The 20,262-nt window shown below is 64.9% G+C and carries 21 protein-coding genes and 1 pseudogene; 7 read left to right on the top strand and 15 right to left on the bottom strand.

The window, feature by feature from the left end; genetic code table 11:
- From PW734_10900 to tyrS, 4 genes are all read left to right on the top strand, one after another.
- The coding region (locus PW734_10900; GenBank protein ID MDE1171694.1) for a 1-acyl-sn-glycerol-3-phosphate acyltransferase at positions 1–216 on the top strand (216 nt) is incomplete at its 5' end.
- Positions 213–623: a hypothetical protein gene (locus PW734_10895; GenBank protein MDE1171693.1), complete on the top strand. Its 411-nt coding sequence runs from the start codon at positions 213–215 to the stop codon at positions 621–623. The genes PW734_10900 and PW734_10895, both read left to right, overlap by 4 nt.
- A gap of 46 nt (positions 624–669) precedes the next feature.
- Positions 670–2,466 carry a 30S ribosomal protein S1 gene (locus tag PW734_10890; protein MDE1171692.1) on the top strand — a complete coding sequence of 599 codons (1,797 nt, stop codon included), beginning with the start codon at positions 670–672 and terminating at the stop codon, positions 2,464–2,466.
- A 75-nt stretch (positions 2,467–2,541) separates the two neighbouring features.
- Complete coding sequence (gene tyrS, locus PW734_10885; protein MDE1171691.1) at positions 2,542–3,696, top strand: tyrosine--tRNA ligase; 1,155 nt, start codon at positions 2,542–2,544, stop codon at positions 3,694–3,696.
- A 68-nt stretch (positions 3,697–3,764) separates the two neighbouring features.
- On the opposite strand, the gene PW734_10880 is transcribed toward tyrS, so the two are convergent.
- The 5 genes from PW734_10880 to PW734_10860 all read right to left on the bottom strand — a co-directional run bounded on the left by PW734_10880 (position 3,765) and on the right by PW734_10860 (position 9,219).
- The gene (locus PW734_10880) at positions 3,765–4,244 is read right to left on the bottom strand and encodes a redoxin domain-containing protein (GenBank protein ID MDE1171690.1); all 480 of its coding nucleotides are present in this window, start codon (positions 4,242–4,244) and stop codon (positions 3,765–3,767) included.
- A 13-nt stretch (positions 4,245–4,257) separates the two neighbouring features.
- Positions 4,258–6,381, bottom strand: a complete 2,124-nt coding sequence (locus tag PW734_10875) for a polyribonucleotide nucleotidyltransferase (protein MDE1171689.1) — start codon at positions 6,379–6,381, stop codon at positions 4,258–4,260.
- Positions 6,382–6,545: 164 nt separating this feature from the next.
- Complete coding sequence (gene rpsO / locus PW734_10870; protein ID MDE1171688.1) at positions 6,546–6,809, bottom strand: 30S ribosomal protein S15; 264 nt, start codon at positions 6,807–6,809, stop codon at positions 6,546–6,548.
- A 60-nt stretch (positions 6,810–6,869) separates the two neighbouring features.
- On the bottom strand, positions 6,870–8,267 hold the full coding sequence (locus PW734_10865) for a sugar transferase (GenBank protein MDE1171687.1): 1,398 nt from the start codon (positions 8,265–8,267) through the stop codon (positions 6,870–6,872).
- Between the two features lie 7 nt (positions 8,268–8,274).
- The gene (locus PW734_10860) at positions 8,275–9,219 is read right to left on the bottom strand and encodes a GDP-L-fucose synthase (protein MDE1171686.1); all 945 of its coding nucleotides are present in this window, start codon (positions 9,217–9,219) and stop codon (positions 8,275–8,277) included.
- Between the two features lie 45 nt (positions 9,220–9,264).
- Between PW734_10860 and PW734_10855 the strand changes: the two genes are divergently transcribed.
- On the top strand, positions 9,265–10,911 hold the full coding sequence (locus tag PW734_10855; protein ID MDE1171685.1) for a glycosyltransferase family 39 protein: 1,647 nt from the start codon (positions 9,265–9,267) through the stop codon (positions 10,909–10,911).
- Here the strand turns inward: PW734_10855 and nadB are convergent.
- The 3 genes from nadB to PW734_10840 are packed head-to-tail and all read right to left on the bottom strand — an operon-like array spanning position 10,901 to position 13,698.
- Entirely contained in the window at positions 10,901–12,487 is a 1,587-nt protein-coding gene (gene nadB / locus PW734_10850; GenBank protein MDE1171684.1) for an L-aspartate oxidase, read from the bottom strand. The genes PW734_10855 and nadB overlap by 11 nt on opposite strands.
- Entirely contained in the window at positions 12,474–12,806 is a 333-nt protein-coding gene (locus tag PW734_10845) for a YkgJ family cysteine cluster protein (protein MDE1171683.1), read from the bottom strand. The genes nadB and PW734_10845 overlap by 14 nt, the downstream gene beginning before the upstream one ends.
- A gap of 1 nt (position 12,807) precedes the next feature.
- Entirely contained in the window at positions 12,808–13,698 is an 891-nt protein-coding gene (locus tag PW734_10840) for a LysR family transcriptional regulator (protein ID MDE1171682.1), read from the bottom strand.
- A gap of 34 nt (positions 13,699–13,732) precedes the next feature.
- Between PW734_10840 and PW734_10835 the strand changes: the two genes are divergently transcribed.
- Both PW734_10835 and PW734_10830 read left to right on the top strand, forming a co-directional pair.
- Positions 13,733–14,449: a YggS family pyridoxal phosphate-dependent enzyme gene (locus PW734_10835; protein MDE1171681.1), complete on the top strand. Its 717-nt coding sequence runs from the start codon at positions 13,733–13,735 to the stop codon at positions 14,447–14,449.
- On the top strand, positions 14,433–15,272 hold the full coding sequence (locus PW734_10830) for a hypothetical protein (protein MDE1171680.1): 840 nt from the start codon (positions 14,433–14,435) through the stop codon (positions 15,270–15,272). The genes PW734_10835 and PW734_10830 overlap by 17 nt, the downstream gene beginning before the upstream one ends.
- Positions 15,273–15,288: 16 nt before the next feature.
- On the opposite strand, the gene PW734_10825 is transcribed toward PW734_10830, so the two are convergent.
- From PW734_10825 to PW734_10795, 7 genes and pseudogenes are all read right to left on the bottom strand, one after another.
- Positions 15,289–16,269, bottom strand: coding sequence for a DUF6268 family outer membrane beta-barrel protein (locus PW734_10825; GenBank protein ID MDE1171679.1), 981 nt, complete (start codon positions 16,267–16,269; stop codon positions 15,289–15,291).
- Between the two features lie 73 nt (positions 16,270–16,342).
- Positions 16,343–17,464 carry a citrate synthase gene (locus PW734_10820; GenBank protein ID MDE1171678.1) on the bottom strand — a complete coding sequence of 374 codons (1,122 nt, stop codon included), beginning with the start codon at positions 17,462–17,464 and terminating at the stop codon, positions 16,343–16,345.
- Between the two features lie 18 nt (positions 17,465–17,482).
- The gene (gene sucD / locus PW734_10815; GenBank protein ID MDE1171677.1) at positions 17,483–18,367 is read right to left on the bottom strand and encodes a succinate--CoA ligase subunit alpha; all 885 of its coding nucleotides are present in this window, start codon (positions 18,365–18,367) and stop codon (positions 17,483–17,485) included.
- 16 nt (positions 18,368–18,383) lie between these two features.
- Positions 18,384–19,154: an ADP-forming succinate--CoA ligase subunit beta gene (sucC, locus tag PW734_10810; protein MDE1171676.1), complete on the bottom strand. Its 771-nt coding sequence runs from the start codon at positions 19,152–19,154 to the stop codon at positions 18,384–18,386.
- 73 nt (positions 19,155–19,227) lie between these two features.
- Positions 19,228–19,533, bottom strand: a pseudogene (gene sucC / locus PW734_10805) (succinate--CoA ligase subunit beta).
- 123 nt (positions 19,534–19,656) lie between these two features.
- Positions 19,657–19,881 (bottom strand): hypothetical protein, encoded by a 225-nt coding sequence (locus tag PW734_10800; protein ID MDE1171675.1) that lies wholly within the window; start codon positions 19,879–19,881, stop codon positions 19,657–19,659.
- A 14-nt stretch (positions 19,882–19,895) separates the two neighbouring features.
- A complete protein-coding gene (locus tag PW734_10795) occupies positions 19,896–20,252 on the bottom strand; it encodes a hypothetical protein (GenBank protein ID MDE1171674.1) in 357 nt (118 codons plus the stop codon).
- Between the last annotated feature and the right edge of the window lie 10 nt (positions 20,253–20,262).

Below are 20,262 nucleotides of genomic sequence, written 5' to 3'. Positions count from 1 at the left end.
GTCGCGGCCAAGGCCGGGGTGCCCATCCTGCCCGTCCGCCTCTTCGGCTCCTACGAGGCACTGCCCATGGGCGGGAAAAAACTCAACCGCCACCCCCTGCGCGTCTCCATCGGCAAGCCCTTCACCCCGCCCTATGAGGAACTCGCGGCCAAAGGGAAGGAAGGCTACGCCGAGCTGGCCCATCTGATCATGGCGGAAATCGCCAAGATCTCATGAGGGGCCTGCTCCTCATCGCCCTCCTCCTGGCCGCCTGCTCCAGCGCCCCCGGCCCCGCCATGCGCAAGGGCCCGGGCGAAGGCTGGACCCCGCTGCCCACCGATAACGCCGCCTCCTTCCAGGCCTTAGACGCCGCCCTGGGAAAGAAAATCGACATCGGCGACTTCCACGCCTATTCCGACGGCCAGGGCAGCCTGAAAGTGACCTGCCAGATCCGCAACCTCACGGAGCGGCCCCTGACCGTCCAGGTCCGCGTCCGCTTCCTGGGAGAGGAAAACGCCGTCCTCTACGAGTCCCCCTGGCAAAGCGTCGTCCTGCCCATGGACAAATTCATCCCCTTTGACGCCACCAACGGGGACGGGGCCCAGCGGGCCGTCGTGGAGATGCGTTTACCGGTTGATGATTAAGGCTTGCGGGGTTTTGCGGAACGCGTAGGATCGCCCTTCCGGCTGGATCAGGTTCCAGCCCGCAGGACGCCGGTCCTATCTCTTTCATCTCCCTCCGGCGCGCGGGCGGCCTTTTCCCCAAAAGCCGGAAAATGAACGCAAAAAGGGGAGGAAAGACATATCCATGGCAGCAATGTTGGAACTGTTGGCTAAGTCGATGAAGACCTTCGAGGAAGGCAGCATCGTCAAGGGCCGCATCATCGAGAAGCGCAGCAAGGAAATCCTGGTCGATATCGGCTACAAGTCCGAAGGGGTCATCTCCCTCAACGAATTTGAAGAACCCGCCGAGCTGAACGTCGGCGACGAGGTCGAAGTCCTGCTCGAAGAGCTGGAGAACGAGGACGGCACCGTCGTCCTCTCCAAGGAAAAGGCCTCCCAGAAGCAGAACTGGGACAAGATCCTGAAGACCTACAACGAAGGCGGCGTCATCACCGGCAAGGTGAAGGCCGCGGTCAAGGGCGGCCTGATGCTCAACGTGGGCGTCGAGGCATTCCTCCCCTCCTCCCAGGTGGACGTCATCGCGCCGAAGAACCTGCGCGAATACGAAGGCAAGAGCCTGACCTGCAAGATCGTCAAGATCAACGAAGAGCGCAAGAACGTCGTCCTCTCCCGCCGCGAGATCGTCGAGGCGGAGCGCGCCGAGAAGCGCTCCAAGTTCCTGGAGAGCGTCAAGAAGAACAGCCTGGTCAACGGCACGGTGAAGAACATCACCGAGTTCGGCGCCTTCATCGACCTGGACGGCATCGACGGCCTGCTCCACATCACCGACATGAGCTGGAGCCGCCTGACCCATCCTTCCGAGCTGCTGCGCGTCGGCCAGGAGCTGGAAGTCATGGTCATCGACGTCGACCGCGAGAAGGAGCGCGTCTCCCTCGGCCTCAAGCAGAAGAGCGACAACCCCTGGGACAAGATCGCCGACAAGTTCCCCATCCAGAGCAAGGTCAAGGGCAAGGTCACGAACCTGGCCCCCTACGGCGCCTTCGTGGAACTGGAACCCGGCATCGAAGGCCTGGTCCACGTCTCCGAGCTCTCCTGGACCAAGCGCGTGGCGCGTCCGGCGGACGTGCTCACCGTCGGCCAGGAGCTGGAAGCGGTGGTCCTGGACGTCAACAAGGACGACCAGAAGATCTCCCTCTCCGTCCGCGCGCTCGACCCGAACCCGTGGGAAGAGGTTTCCCTCAAGTACCCGGCCGGCATGACCGTGAAGGGCACCGTCCGCAGCTTCACCGCCTACGGCGCCTTCGTGGAGCTGGACGAGGGCATCGACGGCTTCATCCACGTCAACGACCTCTGCTGGACCCGCAAGATCAACCACCCCTCCGAAATGCTCAAGAAGGGCGACGAGATCGAGGCCAAGGTCATCGAGATCGACAAGACCAACCAGCGCATCTCCCTCGGCCTTAAGCAGCTGGGTGACGATCCCTGGAAGTCCATCGAAGAGCGTTACAAGGTCGGCGAGACCGTCAGCGGCAAGGTCACCAAGGTCGCCAGCTTCGGCGCCTTCGTCCAGCTGGCCGACGACATCGACGGCCTGGTGCACATCTCCCAGATCAGCAACGAGCGCGTTGCCAAGGTCAAGGACGTGCTCAAGATCGGCCAGGACGTCACGGCCCGCATCATCCGCATCGACAAGGCGGAGCGCCGCATCGGCCTCTCCTTGAAGACCATGGACTACAGCGACGAACAGTTCGAGAAGGAGCGCGAGCGCCTGGACACCATCCGTCCCGGCGAGGACCTCGGCTCCCTCGAGGACGCCTTCGCCCAGGCGCAGGAAGACTACCGCCCCGGCGAGAGCAAGAAGTAAGGCTCGTCCTTTCGGACCATCCCCAAAAGGGCGGGCGGATCATCCGCCCGCCCTTTTTTCTTTATCCCCCCTTTCATGACCCAAGACCCCCTCGCCGCCCTCACCCGCGGCACCGAACACGTCCACTCCAAGGAGGAGCTGGCCAAGAAGCTGGCCCTGGGCCGCCCCCTGCGGGTGAAATTCGGCGTCGACCCGACCGCGCCGGACATCCACCTGGGCCACACCGTGCCGCTCCTGAAGCTGCGCGCGTTCCAGGACCTCGGCCACCACGCCGTCCTCATCATCGGCGACTTCACCGCTTCCATCGGCGACCCCACGGGCCGCGATTCCACCCGCCCGGAACTTTCCCGGGAAGCCATCGCCGCCAACGCCGCCACCTACCAGGACCAGGCCTTCAAGGTCCTGGACCCCGCCAAGACGGAGGTGGTCTACAACGGCACCTGGTTCAACAAGATGACCGCCGTCGACCTACTCCAGCTCCAGCGGCGCGGCAGCGCCACCCAGATGCTTCAGCGGCGCGACTTCCAGGAGCGCCGGGAGGCGGGCAAGCCCATCGCCATGCACGAGCTGACCTACCCCCTCCTCCAAGGCTGGGACTCCGTGGAGGTCCGCGCCGACGTGGAGCTGGGCGGCAGCGAGCAGCTTTTCAACCTCCTCATCGGCCGCGACATGCAGGAGCAGACCGGCCAGCCGCCGCAGGTCGTCCTGACCCTGCCCCTTCTGGAAGGGACAGACGGGGTGAACAAGATGAGCAAATCGCTGGGCAACTACATCGCCGTCAACGACACGCCCGCCGACATGTTCGGAAAGGTGATGGGCATCTCCGACGAGCTGATGGCCCGCTGGTACCCGATCCTCCTGGGCGAGGAGCTGGACAAGTCCCTGCATCCCATGGAAGCCAAAAAACAGCTGGCCGCCCGCCTCGTCACCCGCTTCCACAACGGGGAAGCCGCCCGCCAGGCGCGCGAGGGGTTTGAGAAGGTTTTCTCCCAGCACCAGCTGCCGGACGAGATCCCGTCCTTCACCCTTTCCGAGAACAAGCTCCCGCTGGCGAAGCTCCTGCAGGAGATCAAGGCCGCCTCCAGCGGCAGCGAGGCGCGCCGCCTCATCACCCAGGGCGGCGTCACCGTGGCGGGAGAGAAAGTCGTCGACCCCATGGCCCCGATCGATTGCTCCACCGAGACGGTGGTGAAGTGCGGCAAGCGCTTCTTCGCCAAGGTGAAGGCGTAGCCGTCAAAGACGGCACAAAAAAAGGCGCTCCGGTATCCGGAGCGCCTTTTTCTTTGCTAAGGAATCCCTTACTTCAGCTTGGCCAGGGTCTCTTTGACCGCGGCGAAGTTCGGCAGGTCCTTGGGCGTGGGGGTCTGCTCGCTGTAGGCGATGGTTCCCTCCTTGTCGACGACGAAGGCCGCGCGGGCCGAGGTGTCGCCGATGCCGGCCAGGTTGCGGAAGACGACGTCGTAGGCCTTGGCCGTTTCCTTGTTCAGGTCGCTCAGGAGGGGGAAGGCGATCTTCTCCTTCTGCGCGAAGATTTCCTGGGTGAACGGGCTGTCCACGCTGATGCCGAGGACCTGGGCGTTGACGTCCTTGTAGGACGCCAGGCCGGAGGAGAGGTCGCACAGCTCCTGCGTGCAGACGCTGGTGAAGGCCAGCGGGAAGAAGACCAGCACCACGTTCTGCTTTCCGGCAAAGTCGGAAAGGCGGACGTCCACGAGGCCCTCGGCCGTCTTCGTCTTGAGGACGAAGTCCGGGGCCTTGCTGCCGACGGGAAGAGGCATGGCTACCGGTTCCTTAGTTGGCGGCCGTGGCGGCGCGTTCCTTGAGGGCGGCCTTGCGGCTGAGCTTCACGCGGTTGCGGTCGTCCACGCCGATGCACTTGACCCAGACTTCCTCGCCCATCTTCACGGCGTCCTCGGTGCGGCGCACGTTCGTGTCGGAAAGCTCGGAGATGTGGACCAGGCCTTCGCGGCCGGGCATGATCTCGACGAAGCAGCCGAATTCCTTGATGCCGGTAACGCGGCCGCGGTAGAGCTTGCCCACCTCGACCTCGCCGGTCAGGTCGCTGATCATCTGCTGGGCCACTTCCATGCCCTCGGCGTTGTTGCAGTAGATCATGACGGTGCCGTCGTCCTCGATGTTGATTTCGGCGCCGCTTTCCGCGGTGATGCTCTTGATGGTCTTGCCGCCGGGCCCGATGAGGAGGCCGATCTTGTCCGGGTCGATGCGCAGGGTGTGGATGCGCGGAGCGTACTTGGACAGCTCCTTCGGCCCCTTGATGACGGTGTCCATGAAGGCCAGGATCTTGGTGCGGGAGGTCTTCGCGCGGGCCACGGCGTCCTTCAGGAGGGAGAGCGGGATGCCGGGGAGCTTGAGGTCCAGCTGGAAGCCGGTGACGCCGGTGCCGGTGCCGCAGAGCTTGAAGTCCATGTCGCCGAAGTGGTCTTCGCTGCCGATGATGTCGTCGAGCAGGAGGTGCTTCACCATCTGGTCGTTCTGGAACTCGGTGACGAGGCCGACGGAGATGCCGGCGACGGGGGCCTTCAGGGGCACGCCCGCGTCCAGGAGGGCCAGGACGCCGCCGCAGACGGAGGCCATGGAGGTGGAGCCGTTGGACTCCATCACCTCGGAGCTGACGCGGATGGCGTAGGGGAAGTCGCTCTCGCTGGGGAGGGCGGCCAGGATGGAGCGCTCGGCGAGCGCGCCGTGGCCGATCTCGCGGCGGTTCAGGCCGCCGACGCGGCCCGTCTCGCCCACGCTGAACGGCGGGAAGTTGTAGTGGAGGATGAAGCGCTTGCTGGTCTCGCCGCCGGTGTAGCCGTCGAGCTCCTGGGCTTCGCTGACGGAGGCCAGGGTGGCCAGACAGACGGCCTGGGTCTCGCCGCGGGCGAAGAGGGAGGAACCGTGGGAGCGCGGCAGGATGCCGGTCTCGCCGGAGAGCTGGCGGATGTCATTGGCGCCGCGCCCGTCGGCGCGCTTGCCGCCTTCCAGGACGCTCTTGCGGAAGGCCTTCTTCTGCAGGTAGTCGAAGGCGGAGCTGATCTCAAAGTCGGTGGCCGTGGGATGGGCTTCCAGGATCTTGGCTTTCACCTCGGCCTTGAGGGCGTCGACGTTCTTCTGGCGCTCGACCTTGCGGGGGGTGTAGATGGCCCCTTCGATGCGGTCGCCCGCGACGGAGTAGGCGATTTCCAGCAGTTCCTGGCCGACGGTGAAGAGGGGCACCTGGCGCTTGGCCTTGCCGGCCTTGGCGGCCAGTTCCTTCTGCAGGGAGACGACGGCCTGGATTTCCTTCTGGGCGAATTCCAGGGCGGCGTTGAACTCTTCCTCGGGCAGCTCTTCGGCGCTGCCTTCGATCATGAGGACTTCCTTCTCCGTGCCGACGTAGACGAGGTCCAGGTCGCTCATGGAGCGCTGCTCATGGGTGGGGTTGATGACGAGCTTGCCGTCGACGCGGCCGACGCGCGTGGCGCCGATGGGGCCGGCGAAGGGAATGTCGGAGACCATGAGGGCGGCGGAGGCGCCGTTGATGCTCAGGATGTCGGGGTCATTCACGCCGTCCGCGGAGAGGAGGGTGGTGATGATCTGGGTGTCGTAGAGGTAGCCCTTCGGGAAGAGGGGGCGGAGCGGGCGGTCCGTCATGCGGCAGGTGAGGATTTCCTTCTCGGAGGGGCGGCCCTCACGGCGGAAGTAGCCGCCGGGGATGCGGCCGACGGCGGCGGCGCGCTCGCGGTATTCGACGGTCAGGGGGAAGAAGTCCTGGCCCTGCTTGATGGTGGTGGCGGAGACGGCCGTGACGATGACCATGGTCTCGCCGTAGGTGACGGTGACGGCGCCGTCGGCCAGTTTGGCGAGCTTGCCGGTTTCGAAGGTGATCTGATTGGCCCCGAACTGGGTCGAGAGGCGGGTTGCGGTATCCATATGTATTATTTCCTTATTTTTGTATGAGTGGATGCGGGCCTGGGCACGGGGAGCGTGACCGATCCGCAGAGAGAAGTGACTTAAACTGAGCGGAGCGCCCCCCAAGGGCGCCACGCGCGCTGTCTGTAAACGAAAACGCCAGTCCCGAAGGACTGGCGCGACGGTTACTTGCGCAGGCTCAGCTTGGCCAGCACCTGCTTATAACGGGACGGATTGGTCCCGTTAAGGTAATCGAGCAGCTTGCGCCGGCGATTGACCATGCGAAGGAGGCCACGGCGGGAGCTGTGATCCTTCTTAAACTGCTGAAGGTGGGAGGTCAGGTCGTTGATACGGTGGGTGAGGAGGGCGATCTGCACGTCGGCCGACCCGGTGTCGGACTCGTGGAGCTTCAACTCATTGACCACAGCGGTCTTTTCGTTCTTTTCCATATTCTTTGTGTGAGGGGGCTAGCGTAGAGAAGCCAACCGCCGTGACAAGCAGAATTTTGCCTACTTGGCCCCCCTCCCCCAAAGGACGACGGGGATGGTCTTCAGAAGGATGCGGAGGTCCCCCCAGAAGCTCCAGTGGTCGATGTATTCCAGATCCAGGCGCACCCAATCAGAGAAGTCCTTGATCTCGTTGCGCCCGGCAATCTGCCAGAGGCAGGTTAGCCCCGGTTTGACGCTCAACCGGCGGCGCTGGGTGTAGTCGCTGAATTTTTCGGTTTCCCGGACCGGCAAGGGCCGGGGGCCGACGAGGCTCATTTCCCCCCTCAAGACATTCCAGAGCTGGGGAAACTCGTCCAAGCTTGTGCGGCGGAGCCACTTGCCCAATGGAGTTACCCGGGGATCGTTGCTCATTTTAAAGACGGGCCCCCCCATTTCGTTGAAGGCGGCCAGTTCTTCCTGCTTCTGTTCCGCCGTGTTCACCATCGTACGGAACTTATACATGACGAAGGGTCTGCCATGGCGCCCGCTCCGCATTTGCGTGAACAGGACGGGGGAACCGTAACTAACCCGGATGGCCAAGGCGATCAGGAGGAGGAAAGGCCCGGTAATCAACAGGAGGAGAAAGGCCCCGCAACGGTCCATCATTCCCTTGAGGAGGAGTTGCCAGGCGGCGTTCGGGGCGGTGCGGAAGACGATGAGGGGCTGTCCCAGGAATTCGTCGAATTCCCGGCGGGCCAGCGTGGTGGTGATGAAGTCGGCGGAGACCCAGGACTCGATCCCCTCGGACTCGCAGACTTTCATGGCGCCGTTGATCTCGGAAAGGATGGCCGGATTGATCTCAAAGAGGACGATCTCAATGCTGTGCCGGTGGAGGGCCTCCATGAACTGGCTGGAGGTGTCCTGATGGAGGTCGATCTCGGCATAGATGGCCAGATTGTGGTCCGGGTGAGTCTCGATCATTTTCCGCCAGTGGGCCCGCTGGCTGGTGGAGCCGCAGAGCATGATCCGCTTGGCTCGAACGAGGCCCTGGCGAACGTACCAAAGCCGGAAGGCGGCGTCCCGGACCATCATGAGGCAGACGGCCACCGGAATGAAGAGAAGGAGAACGCCGCGGCTGACGTTCTCCGCCGGGATGCGCAGGAAGACGATGACGCCCAGGAGCAGAAGCCAGAGGTAGAAGACGGCCCGCACCACGCGGCCCAGGACGACCCACCGGCTTTGCGGAAACGGGATGCGGTAAAAGTCCTGCACTTCCAGGAGGAGCGGCCCGGCGGGCAGGATGATGCCCAGGAGCCACAGGTAGTTTCCCAGCGGGCCCAGCTCCCACGTCGGCTCCATGCCGGAGATGTTCGGCAGATGAAGGCGGAGCCAATGGGCCAGGGCCAGCGCGCCGGTCAGGACGGCGGCGTCGATGCACTGGAGGATCTGGTAGTAGAACTGCTGGCGCTTGCGCAGCATAAGAGCCTTAAGCGGAAGCCGGAGCGGGTTCCTGGGAACGCCACCAGGCGTAAGTCTGCGCCAGCCCCTCGTCCAGGGAGGTGCGGGGCTTCCAGCCCAGACCGCGGATCTTGGCCGAATCGATCAGCTTGCGCGGCGTTCCGTCCGGACGGCTCCGATCCCAGACGATCTTCCCCTTAAAGCCGACCAAGGCGGCGATTTTTTCCGCCAGTTCCTTGATGGGGAGATCCTCCCCGTAGCCGACGTTGAGGATCTCCGGACTCTCGTAATTCTGGAGGAGGAAGAGGCAGGCCTCCGCCAGGTCGTCCGCGAAGAGGAATTCCCGCAGGGGCGCGCCGCTGCCCCAGACGACGACTTCGGCATCGCCCCGGCGCGCGGCTTCGTCAAAGCGGCGCAGGAGGGCGGGCAGGACGTGGGAGTTTTCCGGGTGGAAGTTGTCGCCGATGCCGTAGAGGTTCGTCGGCATGGCGGAGATGAACTTGGCCCCGTATTGGCGGGCGTAGGCCTGGCAAAGGGAGATGCCGGCGATTTTGGCGATGGCGTAGGGGGCGTTGGTCGGCTCCAGGTGGCCGCCCAGGAGCGATTCTTCCGCGATGGGCTGCTCCGCCATCTTCGGATAGATGCAGGAGCTGCCCAGGAAGAGGAGCTTCTTTACCCCCGCCTCGTAGGCGCCGCGGATCAGGTTGATCTCGATCTCCAGGTTATCGACGAGGAACTCGACCGGGTAGCGGGAGTTGGCCCCGATGCCGCCGACTTTTGCCGCCGCGACGATGACGTACTCCGGCCTCGCCTCTTTGTAGAAACGGTCCACGGCCTGCCGGTCCTGAAGATCGACCTCCTGCCGCGTCCGGGTGACGAGGTTCCGGAATCCGTGATTTTGAAAGACCCGGCAGCAAGCCGAGCCGACCAAGCCGCGATGCCCGGCGATAAAAATGCGCGAATCGCTGTTCAAGCTCCTTCAGGAATATCAAAAGGGGCCTCTGGCCAAAAGGAGGAAATGCAGTTACAAATTTGGCCCCTCATGCAGGTCCCCTCCCTTTCTCCGCGCGCCCATGTCTGGCTCCTGGTGGCGGCGGGCATTCTCCTCCTGGTCCTGGGCAGCGCGGAGCTGCCCCTTATTGACCGGGATGAGCCCCGCTTTGCCGAGGCGACGCGGGAGATGCTCCAACGCCATTCCTGGCTGGTGCCGACCTTCAACGGGCACGAACGGTTCGACAAACCCCCCCTCACCTACTGGGTGATGTCCGTTTTCTACCAGCTGGGCGGGGTGACGGAACTGATGGCCCGCCTCCACTCGATCCTTTCCGCCATTGTCCTGGCGCTCTTTCTCTATGCCACGGGAGCGCGGTGGTTCACGGCGGCGGCCGGGTTCGTCGCGGGCTTCGCCTTTCTGACCTCCTTCCAGGTCCTCCTCCACGGACGGCTCTCCGTGGCCGACATGCCGATGGTGCTGGCAGTGGCTGTGGCCCAGGTGGCTCTCTTCGACCTGCTGGATACGGCGGAGAACGGCACGCGCAAGCGGCTCCTCCTCTACGGCTCGCTGGCTGTCGGCTTCCTGGCCAAGGGGCCGATCACCCTGGCCGTGCCGGTCGTGACGGCGCTCCTTTACCGCTTCGTCTTCTGGCGGCGGCCCCTGCCTTGGCGAAACCTGCGGCTGGTCCGGGGCCTCTTGGGCCTGCTGGCCCTCACCGCGCTATGGGGCGTCCCCTGCCTGCTGGTCACCGACGGGCGGTGGTGGCATGTGGGCATCGGGGAACATGTGGTGGCGCGCGGCATGGAGCCGCTCAACAGCCGCCATTACTTCCTGCCCTACTATCTGGTCACCTCCCTGCTCAGCTTCTTCCCGTGGATCGCCTTCGCCGGGGCGGCGGCGGTCGCCGCGCGGCGGCATTGGAATGCGCGGAACGCCTTCCTGGTCGCCTGGCTGGTGGCTCCCTATCTCATCTTCACCGCCTACGCCACGCAGCTGCCCCACTACATCCTGCCCGCTTTCCCCGCCTTTTTCCTCCTCCTGGCCCAGGCGCCCGGGCTGCACGGGCCGCTGCCGCGCTGGGCCCGCGTCTTTGCCGGAGGCGTCCTGGCTCTCTGGGGAATAATTCTCCTGGCTCTGGGCGCCGTGATCGTCGCCGCGCCGTGGACACCGGAGCTGCGCCACCTGCGCGCAGCCCTGCTGGGCCTCTGGACCGTGCTGGGCGGGCTCATGTTCCTGGCCCTGCTCTGGCGGGGGAATCTCTTCCGCCTGGCCTGGGTACCCGTGCTCGCCGTCTCCGCCGGGTTCCTCATCCTGGGCACCTCCCTTCGGCCGCTCCTGCCCGCCCTGGCCGTGGCGGAGGCTTCCGCCACCCTTCCCGCCGACGCCGCGTGCCTGGCCTACGGCTTTACCGAGGGGAGCCTCATTTTCTATACCGGCCGCCGCTGGGCCTTCCCGGAAAATCCCGCCGCGCTGAACGGGCCGGGGCCGCTACTTTCCGTGGCGCTGGAGCGGGAAATCGGCATCGGGCCTGCGCTGGAGGCGATCTGGAAGCGCCGGGAGCCAAAGGTCCGCGTCTTGCCGCCGGTCCTCACCGGACCGGTGCGGGAGGCGTCCGGCATCGACTTCGCCCGCGCCAGCTGGGTGACGATCGCCTACTCCGTCAAGGAGTGAGGACGGTGTCCCGCGGGGGGCGGGAATCGTCCGGCAACGGGAAGTCGGTATTGTAGTGGAGGCCGCGGCTCTCCTGCCGGGAGAGGGCCGAATCGACGATGAGGGAGGCCACCAAAACCAGGTTGCGCAGTTCCAGAAGATCGGCCGTCACGTTGTAATTCCAGAAGTATTCCCTTACCTCTTCCGTCAGGTTGCGGAGGCGCGCTCCGGCGCGGCGCAGCCGCTTGGTGGTGCGCACGATGCCGACGTAGTCCCACATGAGCTGGCGGATCTCCCGCCAGTTGTGGGTGACGACGACCAGTTCGTCCGGATCGGAGGCGGAGCCGCTTTCCCATTCCGGCAGAGGGGGCACCTCGGCAGGCTTGCCCTCATTCTCCATGGCCAAGGCCGCGCCGTGGGCGACGACCAGCGCCTCCAAGAGGGAGTTGCTGGCCAGGCGGTTGGCCCCGTGCAGGCCGGTGCAGGCGGTCTCCCCGGCGACCCAAAGGCCCGGCAGGGAGGTCCGCCCGTCGATGCCGCTCTGCACGCCGCCGCATTGGTAATGCGCGGCGGGGACGACGGGGATCGGCTCCTTCGTGATGTCGATGCCGAAGGAGAAGCACTTCTCGTAGATGAAGGGGAAGCGTTCCTTCACCCAATCGGCCCCCTTGTGGGTGATGTCCAGGTAGACGCAGGGCAGGCCGCTGCGCTTGATCTCCGCGTCGATGGCGCGGGCCACGATGTCGCGCGGGGCCAGCTCCGCCATCGGGTGCGTTCCTTCCATGAAACGGCGGCCCCTGGCGTCGCGCAGGAGGCCGCCCTCCCCGCGCACCGCCTCGCTGACGAGGAAGTTCTTCGCCTGCGGGTGGAAGAGGCAGGTGGGATGGAACTGGACGAATTCCATGTCGGCCACCGGCACGCCGGCGCGAAAGGCCATGGCGACGCCGTCGCCGGTGGCGATGTCCGGGTTGGTGGTATAGAGATAGACTTTTCCGCAGCCGCCCGTGGCCAGGACGACGTGACCCGCGCCGAAGGTCTCCACCTCCCCGCTCTGGTTGTCCAAGGCGTAGACGCCCAGGCAGCGGTCCGGTCCGCCGAAGCCGAGCTTGCGCCGGGTGATGAGGTCGATGCCGGTGAAGTTCTCGAATATCCGGATGTTCGGCTCCGCCGCGACGGCAGCCAAAAGCGTCCGCTCGATCTCCCGGCCCGTGACGTCCTTGGCGTGGAGGATGCGCCGCTTGGAATGGCCGCCTTCCTTCCCCAAGTCGAACTCCCCGCGGACGCCGTTGCCCCGCCCGGTAAATTGCATCCCCAGGTCGATCAGCTCCTGCACCCGCTCCGGACCTTCCTCCACGATGCGGCGGACGACGTCCTCATGGCACAGGCCCGCGCCCGCCTCCAGGGTGTCGCGGACGTGCATCTCGAAGGAATCCTCCTCCGAGGTGACGCAGGCGATGCCCCCCTGGGCGTAGTTGGTGTTCGACTCGGCGGAGCCTTTCTTCGTCAGGATGGCGACGGTGCCGGCGCGGGCCGCGCGCAGGGCCAGGGAAAGCCCCGCGATGCCGCTGCCCAGGATGACGGTGTCAAAGCGCCGCATCGGCGATCTCCGTGGCCTCGCAAACGTCCCGCCAGCCGGGGAAGTTCCAGGTGTTGGGGAAACCGGAGCACTGGCGCGGCTTGGCCCCCTGGATGGCGCAGTGATTCTTTCCCTCCAGGAAAATGCAGGCGCCGTCCGGCGTGGAGCGAAGGGTCAGGCCCCGGCGGTCCGGTAGCAGCTCCGTGTAGCGGGAGATGAATTCGTCCGGCGCCAAACGGAGATGGGCTGCGATGGCGTCCGTCTCCTCCGCGCTCACGCGCACCGTTCCCGGCCAGCGGCAGCAGTTGCCGCAGCGCTGGCATTGGTAATAGGACGCCATATCAAAATGAGGGCGGCTCTTCCTTGAGCGCGTCCAGGAAGCGGCGGACGGCGGGGGAAAGGATGCGGCCGCCCTTGTATAGGATGCCCAGCGGGCGGTAGAGCTTCTCCTCCTTGAACTCGACGGTGCGGAGGGTCTGCCGCTTCAGCTCCTGCTCAACGCTGGCCAGCGGCACGATGGCGACGCCCGCGTCGACCTCCACGGCGCGCTTCACCGTCTCGACATTGTCGTATTCCATCACGGGGTTCACCTCGACCCCGTTTTCCTTGAAGATCTTGTCGAGCGCCTTGCGCGTGGGGATGTCGGGCTCGAAACCGATGAACTTCTCCTTCGCCACGGAGGCAATGGGGATTTCCTTCTGCCCGGCCAGGCGATGGCGCGCGCTGCAAATCAAGACCAGGCGGTCCTGCCGGAACGACTCGACGCGCAATCCCTTCCGCGTGACGGGAAAGGCGACGAGGCCCAGGTCGCTGGCTCCTTCGGCGACGTCCTCGTAGACCTGGTTGGCACGGCGGTATTCCACGTGGACGTTGACGGAGGGATAGGCGCGCAGGAAGGCGCTGAGGTAGGGCGGCAGCTCGTGCAGGCCGACGCTGTAGACGGCGGAGACGCGGATCGGGCCGGCGACGACGTTGCGCATTTCCGCCAGGCCGTGCTGGAAGGCGTCGAAATCGTCGATCATCTTCTTGGCCGTCTGGTAGAAGAGGACCCCTTCCCGCGTGAGGGCGAATTGCTTGCCGCTGCGGTCGATGAGCGGCAGGCCGAAGCGCTCTTCCCATCCGCGCACCTGCTGGCTCACCGCGGACTGGGTGATCGAATTGGAGCGGGCGGCCTTGCTAAAACTGGACGTCTCGACAAGATCACGGAAAACCTTGAGCGACTCGATTTGCATGCGGAATAAGTAGAACTTATAGAGCTTTTTTCAGATGAACAGTTTTTTCAACCGACAATATCCGGTGATCCAGGCGCGGATCGCCGCCGCGGCCCAAAAGGCGGGCCGAAAGGCGGAGGAGGTCACCCTCATCGCCGTGACGAAGAATCACCCTGCCGAGACGGTCCGGGAGGCGGTCGCCGCCGGGCTGGACCAGATCGGCGAGAACAAGGTCCAGGAAGCCCGGGCGAAAAAGGAGGACTGCGGCCCGCGCGGCACCTGGCACCTCATCGGCCACTTGCAGTCGAACAAGGTGAAGTATGTCCCGGCGCTTTTCGACTGGGTTCAGTCCCTCGACTCCATCGAAATCGCCTCCGCGCTCGACGCGCGGGCGAAGGAGGAAGGGCGGCGGCTGAAGGTCCTCCTCCAGGTGAACCAGGCGGGGGAATCGCAGAAATTCGGCGTCGCGCCCGCGCAGGCTTCCGCCCTGGCGAAACAGATCAACGCCCTTTCCTCCCTGGAGCTTTGCGGCTTGATGACGCTGGCCCCCTATTACGAGGAGGTGGAGCGGGTCCGCCCCGTCTTCGCCGGGCTGCGGGAAACGCGGGACCGCGTGGAGAAGGAGACCGGGTTGCATCTGCCGGAGCTTTCCATGGGGATGAGCGCCGATTTCGAAGTCGCCATCGAGGAAGGGAGCACCATCGTCCGGCTTGGCACGATCCTCTTCGGCGCCCGGGCCAAAAAGGCGAAAGACGATGCGGTCGACGTTTAGCGGCCTGCTTTTCATTTTGCTGGCGGGCGCTGGCTGCGCCGCGCCGCTCATGACGACGGCCTCCGTGGAATGCCGTTACCCCGACTCGCGGGAGACGCTGGAGCTTTTCTGGGACGGTGCGCGGCTGCGGATCGAGCAGCCTTCCCGCCGCTTCGGCATCCTTTACGACACGAAGACGGGCGATCTGGTGGGCTTGGAGGAACGGGACGCCTACTACTGGAAATTCAACTGGCCGGAGGTGGCCGCCGCCGTCCGCAAGCAGCGCCGGGGGCAGAACATCCTGGACGAGAACCTGCCCGGTTTCCCCGCCGCCTCCCGCCAGGGCGGCGACGACGGCCGGTGGCTTTGGCACTTCGAGGGCGGCGACGGGAAGGAGAAGACCTGGGAGGCGGCTGGCGAAGGGACGCGCGCCGTGGAGGCCCATATTCCGTTCCTGAACAAGGCCGACCCCCAGGCGGGGGCGAAGCTGGCCCTGTGGAAGCGCTTTGCCCTGGTCTCCGACGTGGTGCGGCTCGTCGCCATGCGGGAAGTGGCCCCGGACGGGATCGAGCCGCTCTTCAACTCCCTGCCCGCGGACGCCGGGTGCCCGGCCGCCCTCACCTGGATGGAGCACGGCAGCGCGCGGAATACGATGGCGCTGGCCGAATTCCGCGCCGATGCGCCTTTGAAGGCGAGCCGCTTTGAGATCCCGAAGAGTTACCGCATCACTGATCTGGACGCGCTGGACGGCATCCTGAAGGAAGCCGCTCCGCCGCCGGAGCCGATCAAGGGAGAGAACCTAGCCCCTTACAATACGGGCGAGGAGCTGATGCCCACGCCATGACGTATCGGGCCAGGCTTTAAAGCCGGAACTTCAGGCCGATCTGGCCGTAGGGGGCGGGCTGATTCTTGACCTTGTAGCCGGAGCCGACGTCATCAAAGTCGAACTCGCGGTAGAGGGAGCCGCCCACCTCGGCGTCGAGGGCCATCCACGGGGTGAACTGGTATTCCGTGTTCACGCCGACGCGGATTTCCCGGTAGTAGAAATGCTGGTTGTTCAGGTCGGGACGGCCTGAAGCGGTGCCGTAATCCCCGTCCGTGCGAAAGACGCCGCCTTTGAAAGAGGGGCCGGCGCCGACAACCCACTTGGGGTTGATGCGGTATTCGACGGAGGATTTGGGGAAGCCGACGAAGAGGGTCCAAGAGTCGGCAAACTTCCAGCGCATGCCGACCAGGGGCATGACCGGAATCTTGATGGTGCCGGGGTTGATGGCCAAGCCGAAGGTGAACTGGAGGGCCGGGTTCACGTCATAAAAAGCCCCCAAGGCGCCGGTGTAGCGGATGTATTGGGACTGGCTCCAATTGTTGAGGTTCTCGATCTCCGGGGCGAAACGGCCGAAGAGAGCCCACTGGTCGTCGACCTTGTAGCGGACGCCGATGTTGGGGACGACGGCCTCGATGTTCTGGGGCAGGCCCGCGGCGGTGGAGGGGTTGCCGAAATCGAAGCGGGAGTAGTCGACGCCGAAGGACATGCCCCAGGTTTCGTCAAAGGGAACGAGGGCGCTGTAACGGACGTCGTGCTCCTGCGCGTCGCTGTCGCCGTAGTGGGTGCCGCCGTTGCGGGCCTGGGAACCGCCGACGTAAGAGTAGTCGACGGCCAATTCCTGGTGGATCTGCTGGGCCTGCTTCTGGGTGCTAGGGACCGCCAGGTAGACAGGGACGGCCGGGCTGGAGGAAAAGGAATCGCCCGCGCCGCCGGACGGCATGCTGGCATCGCCTTGGGCAAAACCGGAAAGGGCGGCGGCCAGGAAGAGGAGGACGCTGAGGGTATGGCGCTTCATAGGGATAAAAAGGGTTGGGGGGATGATAGAAGAGGAAGCGCCGGGACGACGCAATCCCCAAATCATGCCGGTTTTACCGCTCGTCGAGGGGGACGACCTTGCGTCCGACCTCGGGGCCGATGTATTCGCTCTGGGGGCGGAAGAGCCGGTTTTCAGCCAGCTGCTCCAGGATGTGCCCGGTCCACCCGGCTGTGCGGGCGATGGCGAAGATGGGGGTAAAGAGGTCCGTGGGCAGGCCCAGGCTGTAGTAGACGGTGGCGGAGTAGAAATCGACGTTGGCGTTGAGGTGCTTCTCGCGGAGCATGATCTCGGCGATCTTCTCGCTCATCTCGATCCACTTCGGCTCGCCCAGTTCCTTGGTGAGGCGGATGGCCATTTCCTTCAGGTGGGGGGCGCGGGGGTCCAGGGTCTTGTAGACGCGGTGGCCCATGCCCATGATCTTTTCCTTCTTGGCCAGACGCTCGTGGACCCAGGCGTCGACCTTGTCGACGCCGCCGATCTCTTCGAGCATGTGGATGACCCCCTCGTTGGCGCCGCCGTGCAGGGGGCCCTTGAGGGTGCCGATCGCCGCGGTGATGGCGGAGTAGATGTCGGTCAGGGTGGAGATGGTGACGCGGGCGCTGAACGTGGAGGCGTTGAAGCCGTGGTCGGCGTGGAGAACGTAGGCGATGTCCAGGGTCTTCACCGCCTCGGGGCCGGGTTCCTTGCCGCTGAGCAGGTAGAGGAAGTGGGCGGCTTCTCCCAAGTCGGTACGGACCGGAGGCAGCGGCAGGTTCTGCCGCAGGCGGTGGAAGTAGGCGGCGATGACGCTGATCTTGGCCGTGATGGAAACGGCCCGGCGGCGGTTGAGTTCCAGGGACTCGCCGTGCTCGGGATCGTAGAGGCCGAGCATGGAGATGGCCGTGCGCAGGACGTCCATCGGCTGGGCGTCGTGTGGGATGGTCTTAAGGTAGGAGAGGAGGCCTTCCGGCAGCGTGCGGGCGGCGGCCAGGTCCTGCTTCAGCTCGTTGAGCTGGGCGCGGGTGGGCAGCTCCAGGTGCCAGAGGAGGTAGACGATCTCCTCGAAGGTGACTTTGCCCGCCAGTTCGTTGATGTCGTAGCCGGCGTAGATGAGCTGCCCTTCGGCGCCCCGCACGTCGCTCAGGCGGGTTTCCGCCGCCACCACACCTTCCAATCCGCGAGAAGCCAAAGTCATCTTCCGTTCTCCTTTCGATTATTTCGATTTTTTGACGTGATCGACGAGGGTCTGGCCCATCTCGGCGGGGGTCGGGGAGATGGCGATGCCGGCCTCCTTGAGCGCCTCGATCTTGGCGGCCGCGGTCCCCTTCCCGCCGGAGATGATGGCTCCGGCGTGGCCCATGCGGCGGCCCGGAGGCGCGCTGGCGCCGGCAATGAAGGCGGCGACGGGCTTTTTGACGTAAGACTTGATGTAGGCGGCGGCTTCCTCTTCCGCGCTGCCGCCGATCTCGCCGATCATGAGGATGGCGTCGGTGTCCGGATCTTCGTTGAAGAGGCGGACGGCGTCGGTCTGGGAGGTGCCGTTGATCGGGTCCCCGCCGATGCCGATGCAGGTGCTCTGGCCGAAGCCGAGGTTGGTCAGCTGCCAGACGGCCTCATAGGTCAGGGTGCCGGAGCGAGAGACGATGCCGTAGCGGCCGGGCTTGTGGATGTAGCCGGGCATGATGCCGATCTTGCACGCGCCGGGGGTGATGACGCCGGGACAGTTGGGACCGATGAGGCGGCTCTGCGGCTTTTTCTCCAGGGCGGCCTTCACGCGCATCATGTCGACGACGGGGATGCCTTCCGTGATGCAGACGATCAGCTCGATGTCGGCGTCGAGGGCTTCCAGGATGGAGTCGGCGGCGGCGGGCGCGGGGACGAAGATCATCGTCGCGTTGCACTGGGTCTGCTCGCGGGCTTCCAGGACGGTGTCGAAGACGGGGACTTTTTCCTCGAACTTCTCCCCGCCGCGGCCCGGGGTGACCCCGGCGACGACGTTGGTGCCGTATTCCATGCAGCTTTTGGCGTGGAAGCCGCCGGCTTTTCCAGTGATGCCCTGCACGAGCAGGCGCGTGTTCTTTCCAACGAGTACGGACATATGTTTGTGGTAAGCGTTACTTGACGGCGGCGACGGCCTTCTGGGCCGCCTGGCCGAGGTTGTCGGCGGTGGTGATGGCGAGGCCGGACTTTTCCAGCAGCTCTTTGCCGAGGGCGACGTTGGTCCCCTCCAGGCGGACGACGAGGGGGATCTGGAGGCCGGTGACCTTGGCCGCGTTGATGATGCCCTGGGCGATGACGTCACACTTCATGATGCCGCCGAAGATGTTGACCAGGATGGCCTTCACGTTCTTGTCGGCGACGAGGATCTTGAAGGCCTCCGTGACCTGCTGCTCGCTGGCGCCGCCGCCGACGTCCAGGAAGTTGGCCGGCTCGCCGCCGTAGAACTTGATGATGTCCATGGTGGCCATCGCCAGGCCCGCGCCGTTGACCATGCAGGCGATGTTCCCGTCCAGGCCGACGTAGTTGAGGTTGAACTTGGAGGCCTCGACCTCGCGCGGGTCTTCCTCCTCCACGTCGCGGTAGGCGACGATGTCGGGGTGGCGGAAGAGGGCGTTGTCGTCGAAGTTGAACTTCGCGTCGAGGGCCAGCACCTCGCCTTCCGGCGTTTCGATCAGGGGGTTGATTTCCAGGAGGGAGCAGTCCGATTCCAGGAAGAGGTTGTAGAGGCTGTGGAAGATGGCGCAGGCGGCCTTGACCGACTTGCCCTTGAAGGCGAGGGCCTTGGCCAGCTTGCGGGCCTGGTAGGGCTGGAGGCCCAGGAGCGGGTCGACCGGCTCTTTCACGAGCAGCTCGGGGTTTTTCTCGGCGACTTCCTCGATGTTCACGCCGCCCTTGCGTGCTGGCGATGACGACGGGGCCGGAGACGCCGCGGTCCATGACGATGGCGAAGTAAAGTTCCCGGGCGATTTCCTTCGACTGGGCGATGAGGACTTTGCGGACGAGGCGGCCCGCCTCGCCCGTCTGCACGGTGACGAGGGTCTGGCCCAGCATCTTCCCGGCGACTTCGCCGGCTTCCTTGGAGCTGCCCACCAAGTGGACGCCGCCCTTATAGCCGTTCTTGAAGGTCCCCTTCCCGCGGCCCCCGGCGTGAATCTGGGATTTGACGACCAGGTTTTTGCCGCCCAGGGATTCGGCGGCGGCTTCGGCTTCGGCAGGAGTGGAGGCGACTTTTCCTTGCGGGGTCGCCACGCCGAATTTTTCCATCAATTCTTTGGCTTGGTATTCGTGAATGTTCATTAGGAAAAGGGACGGCGCACCTTACTCGCATAAGAGAGAAGGCGTCAAAAAGAAAACCGGCGATGTTTTCTAATGGAGAACGGACGCGGCCTAATGCCGGAGGGAGGAGGCGATGGCGTCGCCCAATTGCCCCAGGGCCACGCGTCCCTGCGCGAAGGCCTGGCCGATGCTGGTCAGGGCGGAATTGTGGAGGTTGGCCATGATCTCCCGCAGCGCGGGCGGCAGGGAGGCGTCGATCGAGGCGACCGGGGGCGTGCCGTAGAGAAGGACGTAGAGGCCGAATACCAGGAGGCAGAAGACGAAAAGGCGGAACATGCAGCCCCCCTTTTTTAACGGTTCTGCACCTGCACCCCGCGCGGGGATTCGTTGAAAGCCTTACAGGCCGGATCAGTGGAGCGCCGGAAAAGCTTGGGAATTCCCTCCACCGGAATGCGGCAGCGGATGTCCGCTTCTTTGATTTCCTGCATGGTGACGGGGACGGCGGGGCCTTGGCGCTGCCGGAGGGCTTCTTGTTCCTCCGCCAAGCGGGGATTGCCCAGCTGAATGCCCTGTACGACGGGCTTTCCCGGCAAAAGTGGATTGGGCGCAGGCGCCTTTTGGAGGATGACGGTGTTCGTCACCACGGGGGCCTGGGGCGCGGCAGCGGTGAGGACGGGCACCGGCTGAGGCGGAGGGGGGAAATGCATGAGGTATTTT

Source organism: Verrucomicrobium sp., assembly GCA_028283855.1.
GTDB lineage: Bacteria > Verrucomicrobiota > Verrucomicrobiia > Methylacidiphilales > GAS474 > GAS474.
The sequence above is the reverse complement of the archived record's forward strand: the minus strand, read 5'-3'. Positions and strand labels throughout refer to the sequence as shown.

What these genes read in the sequence shown, in the direction of transcription:
- PW734_10865 (MDE1171687.1), bottom strand. Translation starts at nt 8,267, where the DNA reads ATGCTGCGCAAGCGCCAGCAGTTCTACTACCAGATCCTCCAGTGCATC.
- sucD (MDE1171677.1), bottom strand. Translation starts at nt 18,367, where the DNA reads ATGTCCGTACTCGTTGGAAAGAACACGCGCCTGCTCGTGCAGGGCATC.
- PW734_10840 (MDE1171682.1), bottom strand. Translation starts at nt 13,698, where the DNA reads ATGCAAATCGAGTCGCTCAAGGTTTTCCGTGATCTTGTCGAGACGTCC.
- PW734_10845 (MDE1171683.1), bottom strand. Translation starts at nt 12,806, where the DNA reads ATGGCGTCCTATTACCAATGCCAGCGCTGCGGCAACTGCTGCCGCTGG.
- PW734_10875 (MDE1171689.1), bottom strand. Translation starts at nt 6,381, where the DNA reads ATGGATACCGCAACCCGCCTCTCGACCCAGTTCGGGGCCAATCAGATC.
- tyrS (MDE1171691.1), top strand. Translation starts at nt 2,542, where the DNA reads ATGACCCAAGACCCCCTCGCCGCCCTCACCCGCGGCACCGAACACGTC.
- PW734_10830 (MDE1171680.1), top strand. Translation starts at nt 14,433, where the DNA reads ATGCGGTCGACGTTTAGCGGCCTGCTTTTCATTTTGCTGGCGGGCGCT.
- PW734_10795 (MDE1171674.1), bottom strand. Translation starts at nt 20,252, where the DNA reads ATGCATTTCCCCCCTCCGCCTCAGCCGGTGCCCGTCCTCACCGCTGCC.
- PW734_10820 (MDE1171678.1), bottom strand. Translation starts at nt 17,464, where the DNA reads ATGACTTTGGCTTCTCGCGGATTGGAAGGTGTGGTGGCGGCGGAAACC.
- PW734_10835 (MDE1171681.1), top strand. Translation starts at nt 13,733, where the DNA reads ATGAACAGTTTTTTCAACCGACAATATCCGGTGATCCAGGCGCGGATC.
- nadB (MDE1171684.1), bottom strand. Translation starts at nt 12,487, where the DNA reads ATGCGGCGCTTTGACACCGTCATCCTGGGCAGCGGCATCGCGGGGCTT.
- PW734_10895 (MDE1171693.1), top strand. Translation starts at nt 213, where the DNA reads ATGAGGGGCCTGCTCCTCATCGCCCTCCTCCTGGCCGCCTGCTCCAGC.
- PW734_10855 (MDE1171685.1), top strand. Translation starts at nt 9,265, where the DNA reads ATGCAGTTACAAATTTGGCCCCTCATGCAGGTCCCCTCCCTTTCTCCG.
- PW734_10825 (MDE1171679.1), bottom strand. Translation starts at nt 16,269, where the DNA reads ATGAAGCGCCATACCCTCAGCGTCCTCCTCTTCCTGGCCGCCGCCCTT.
- PW734_10800 (MDE1171675.1), bottom strand. Translation starts at nt 19,881, where the DNA reads ATGTTCCGCCTTTTCGTCTTCTGCCTCCTGGTATTCGGCCTCTACGTC.
- PW734_10880 (MDE1171690.1), bottom strand. Translation starts at nt 4,244, where the DNA reads ATGCCTCTTCCCGTCGGCAGCAAGGCCCCGGACTTCGTCCTCAAGACG.
- rpsO (MDE1171688.1), bottom strand. Translation starts at nt 6,809, where the DNA reads ATGGAAAAGAACGAAAAGACCGCTGTGGTCAATGAGTTGAAGCTCCAC.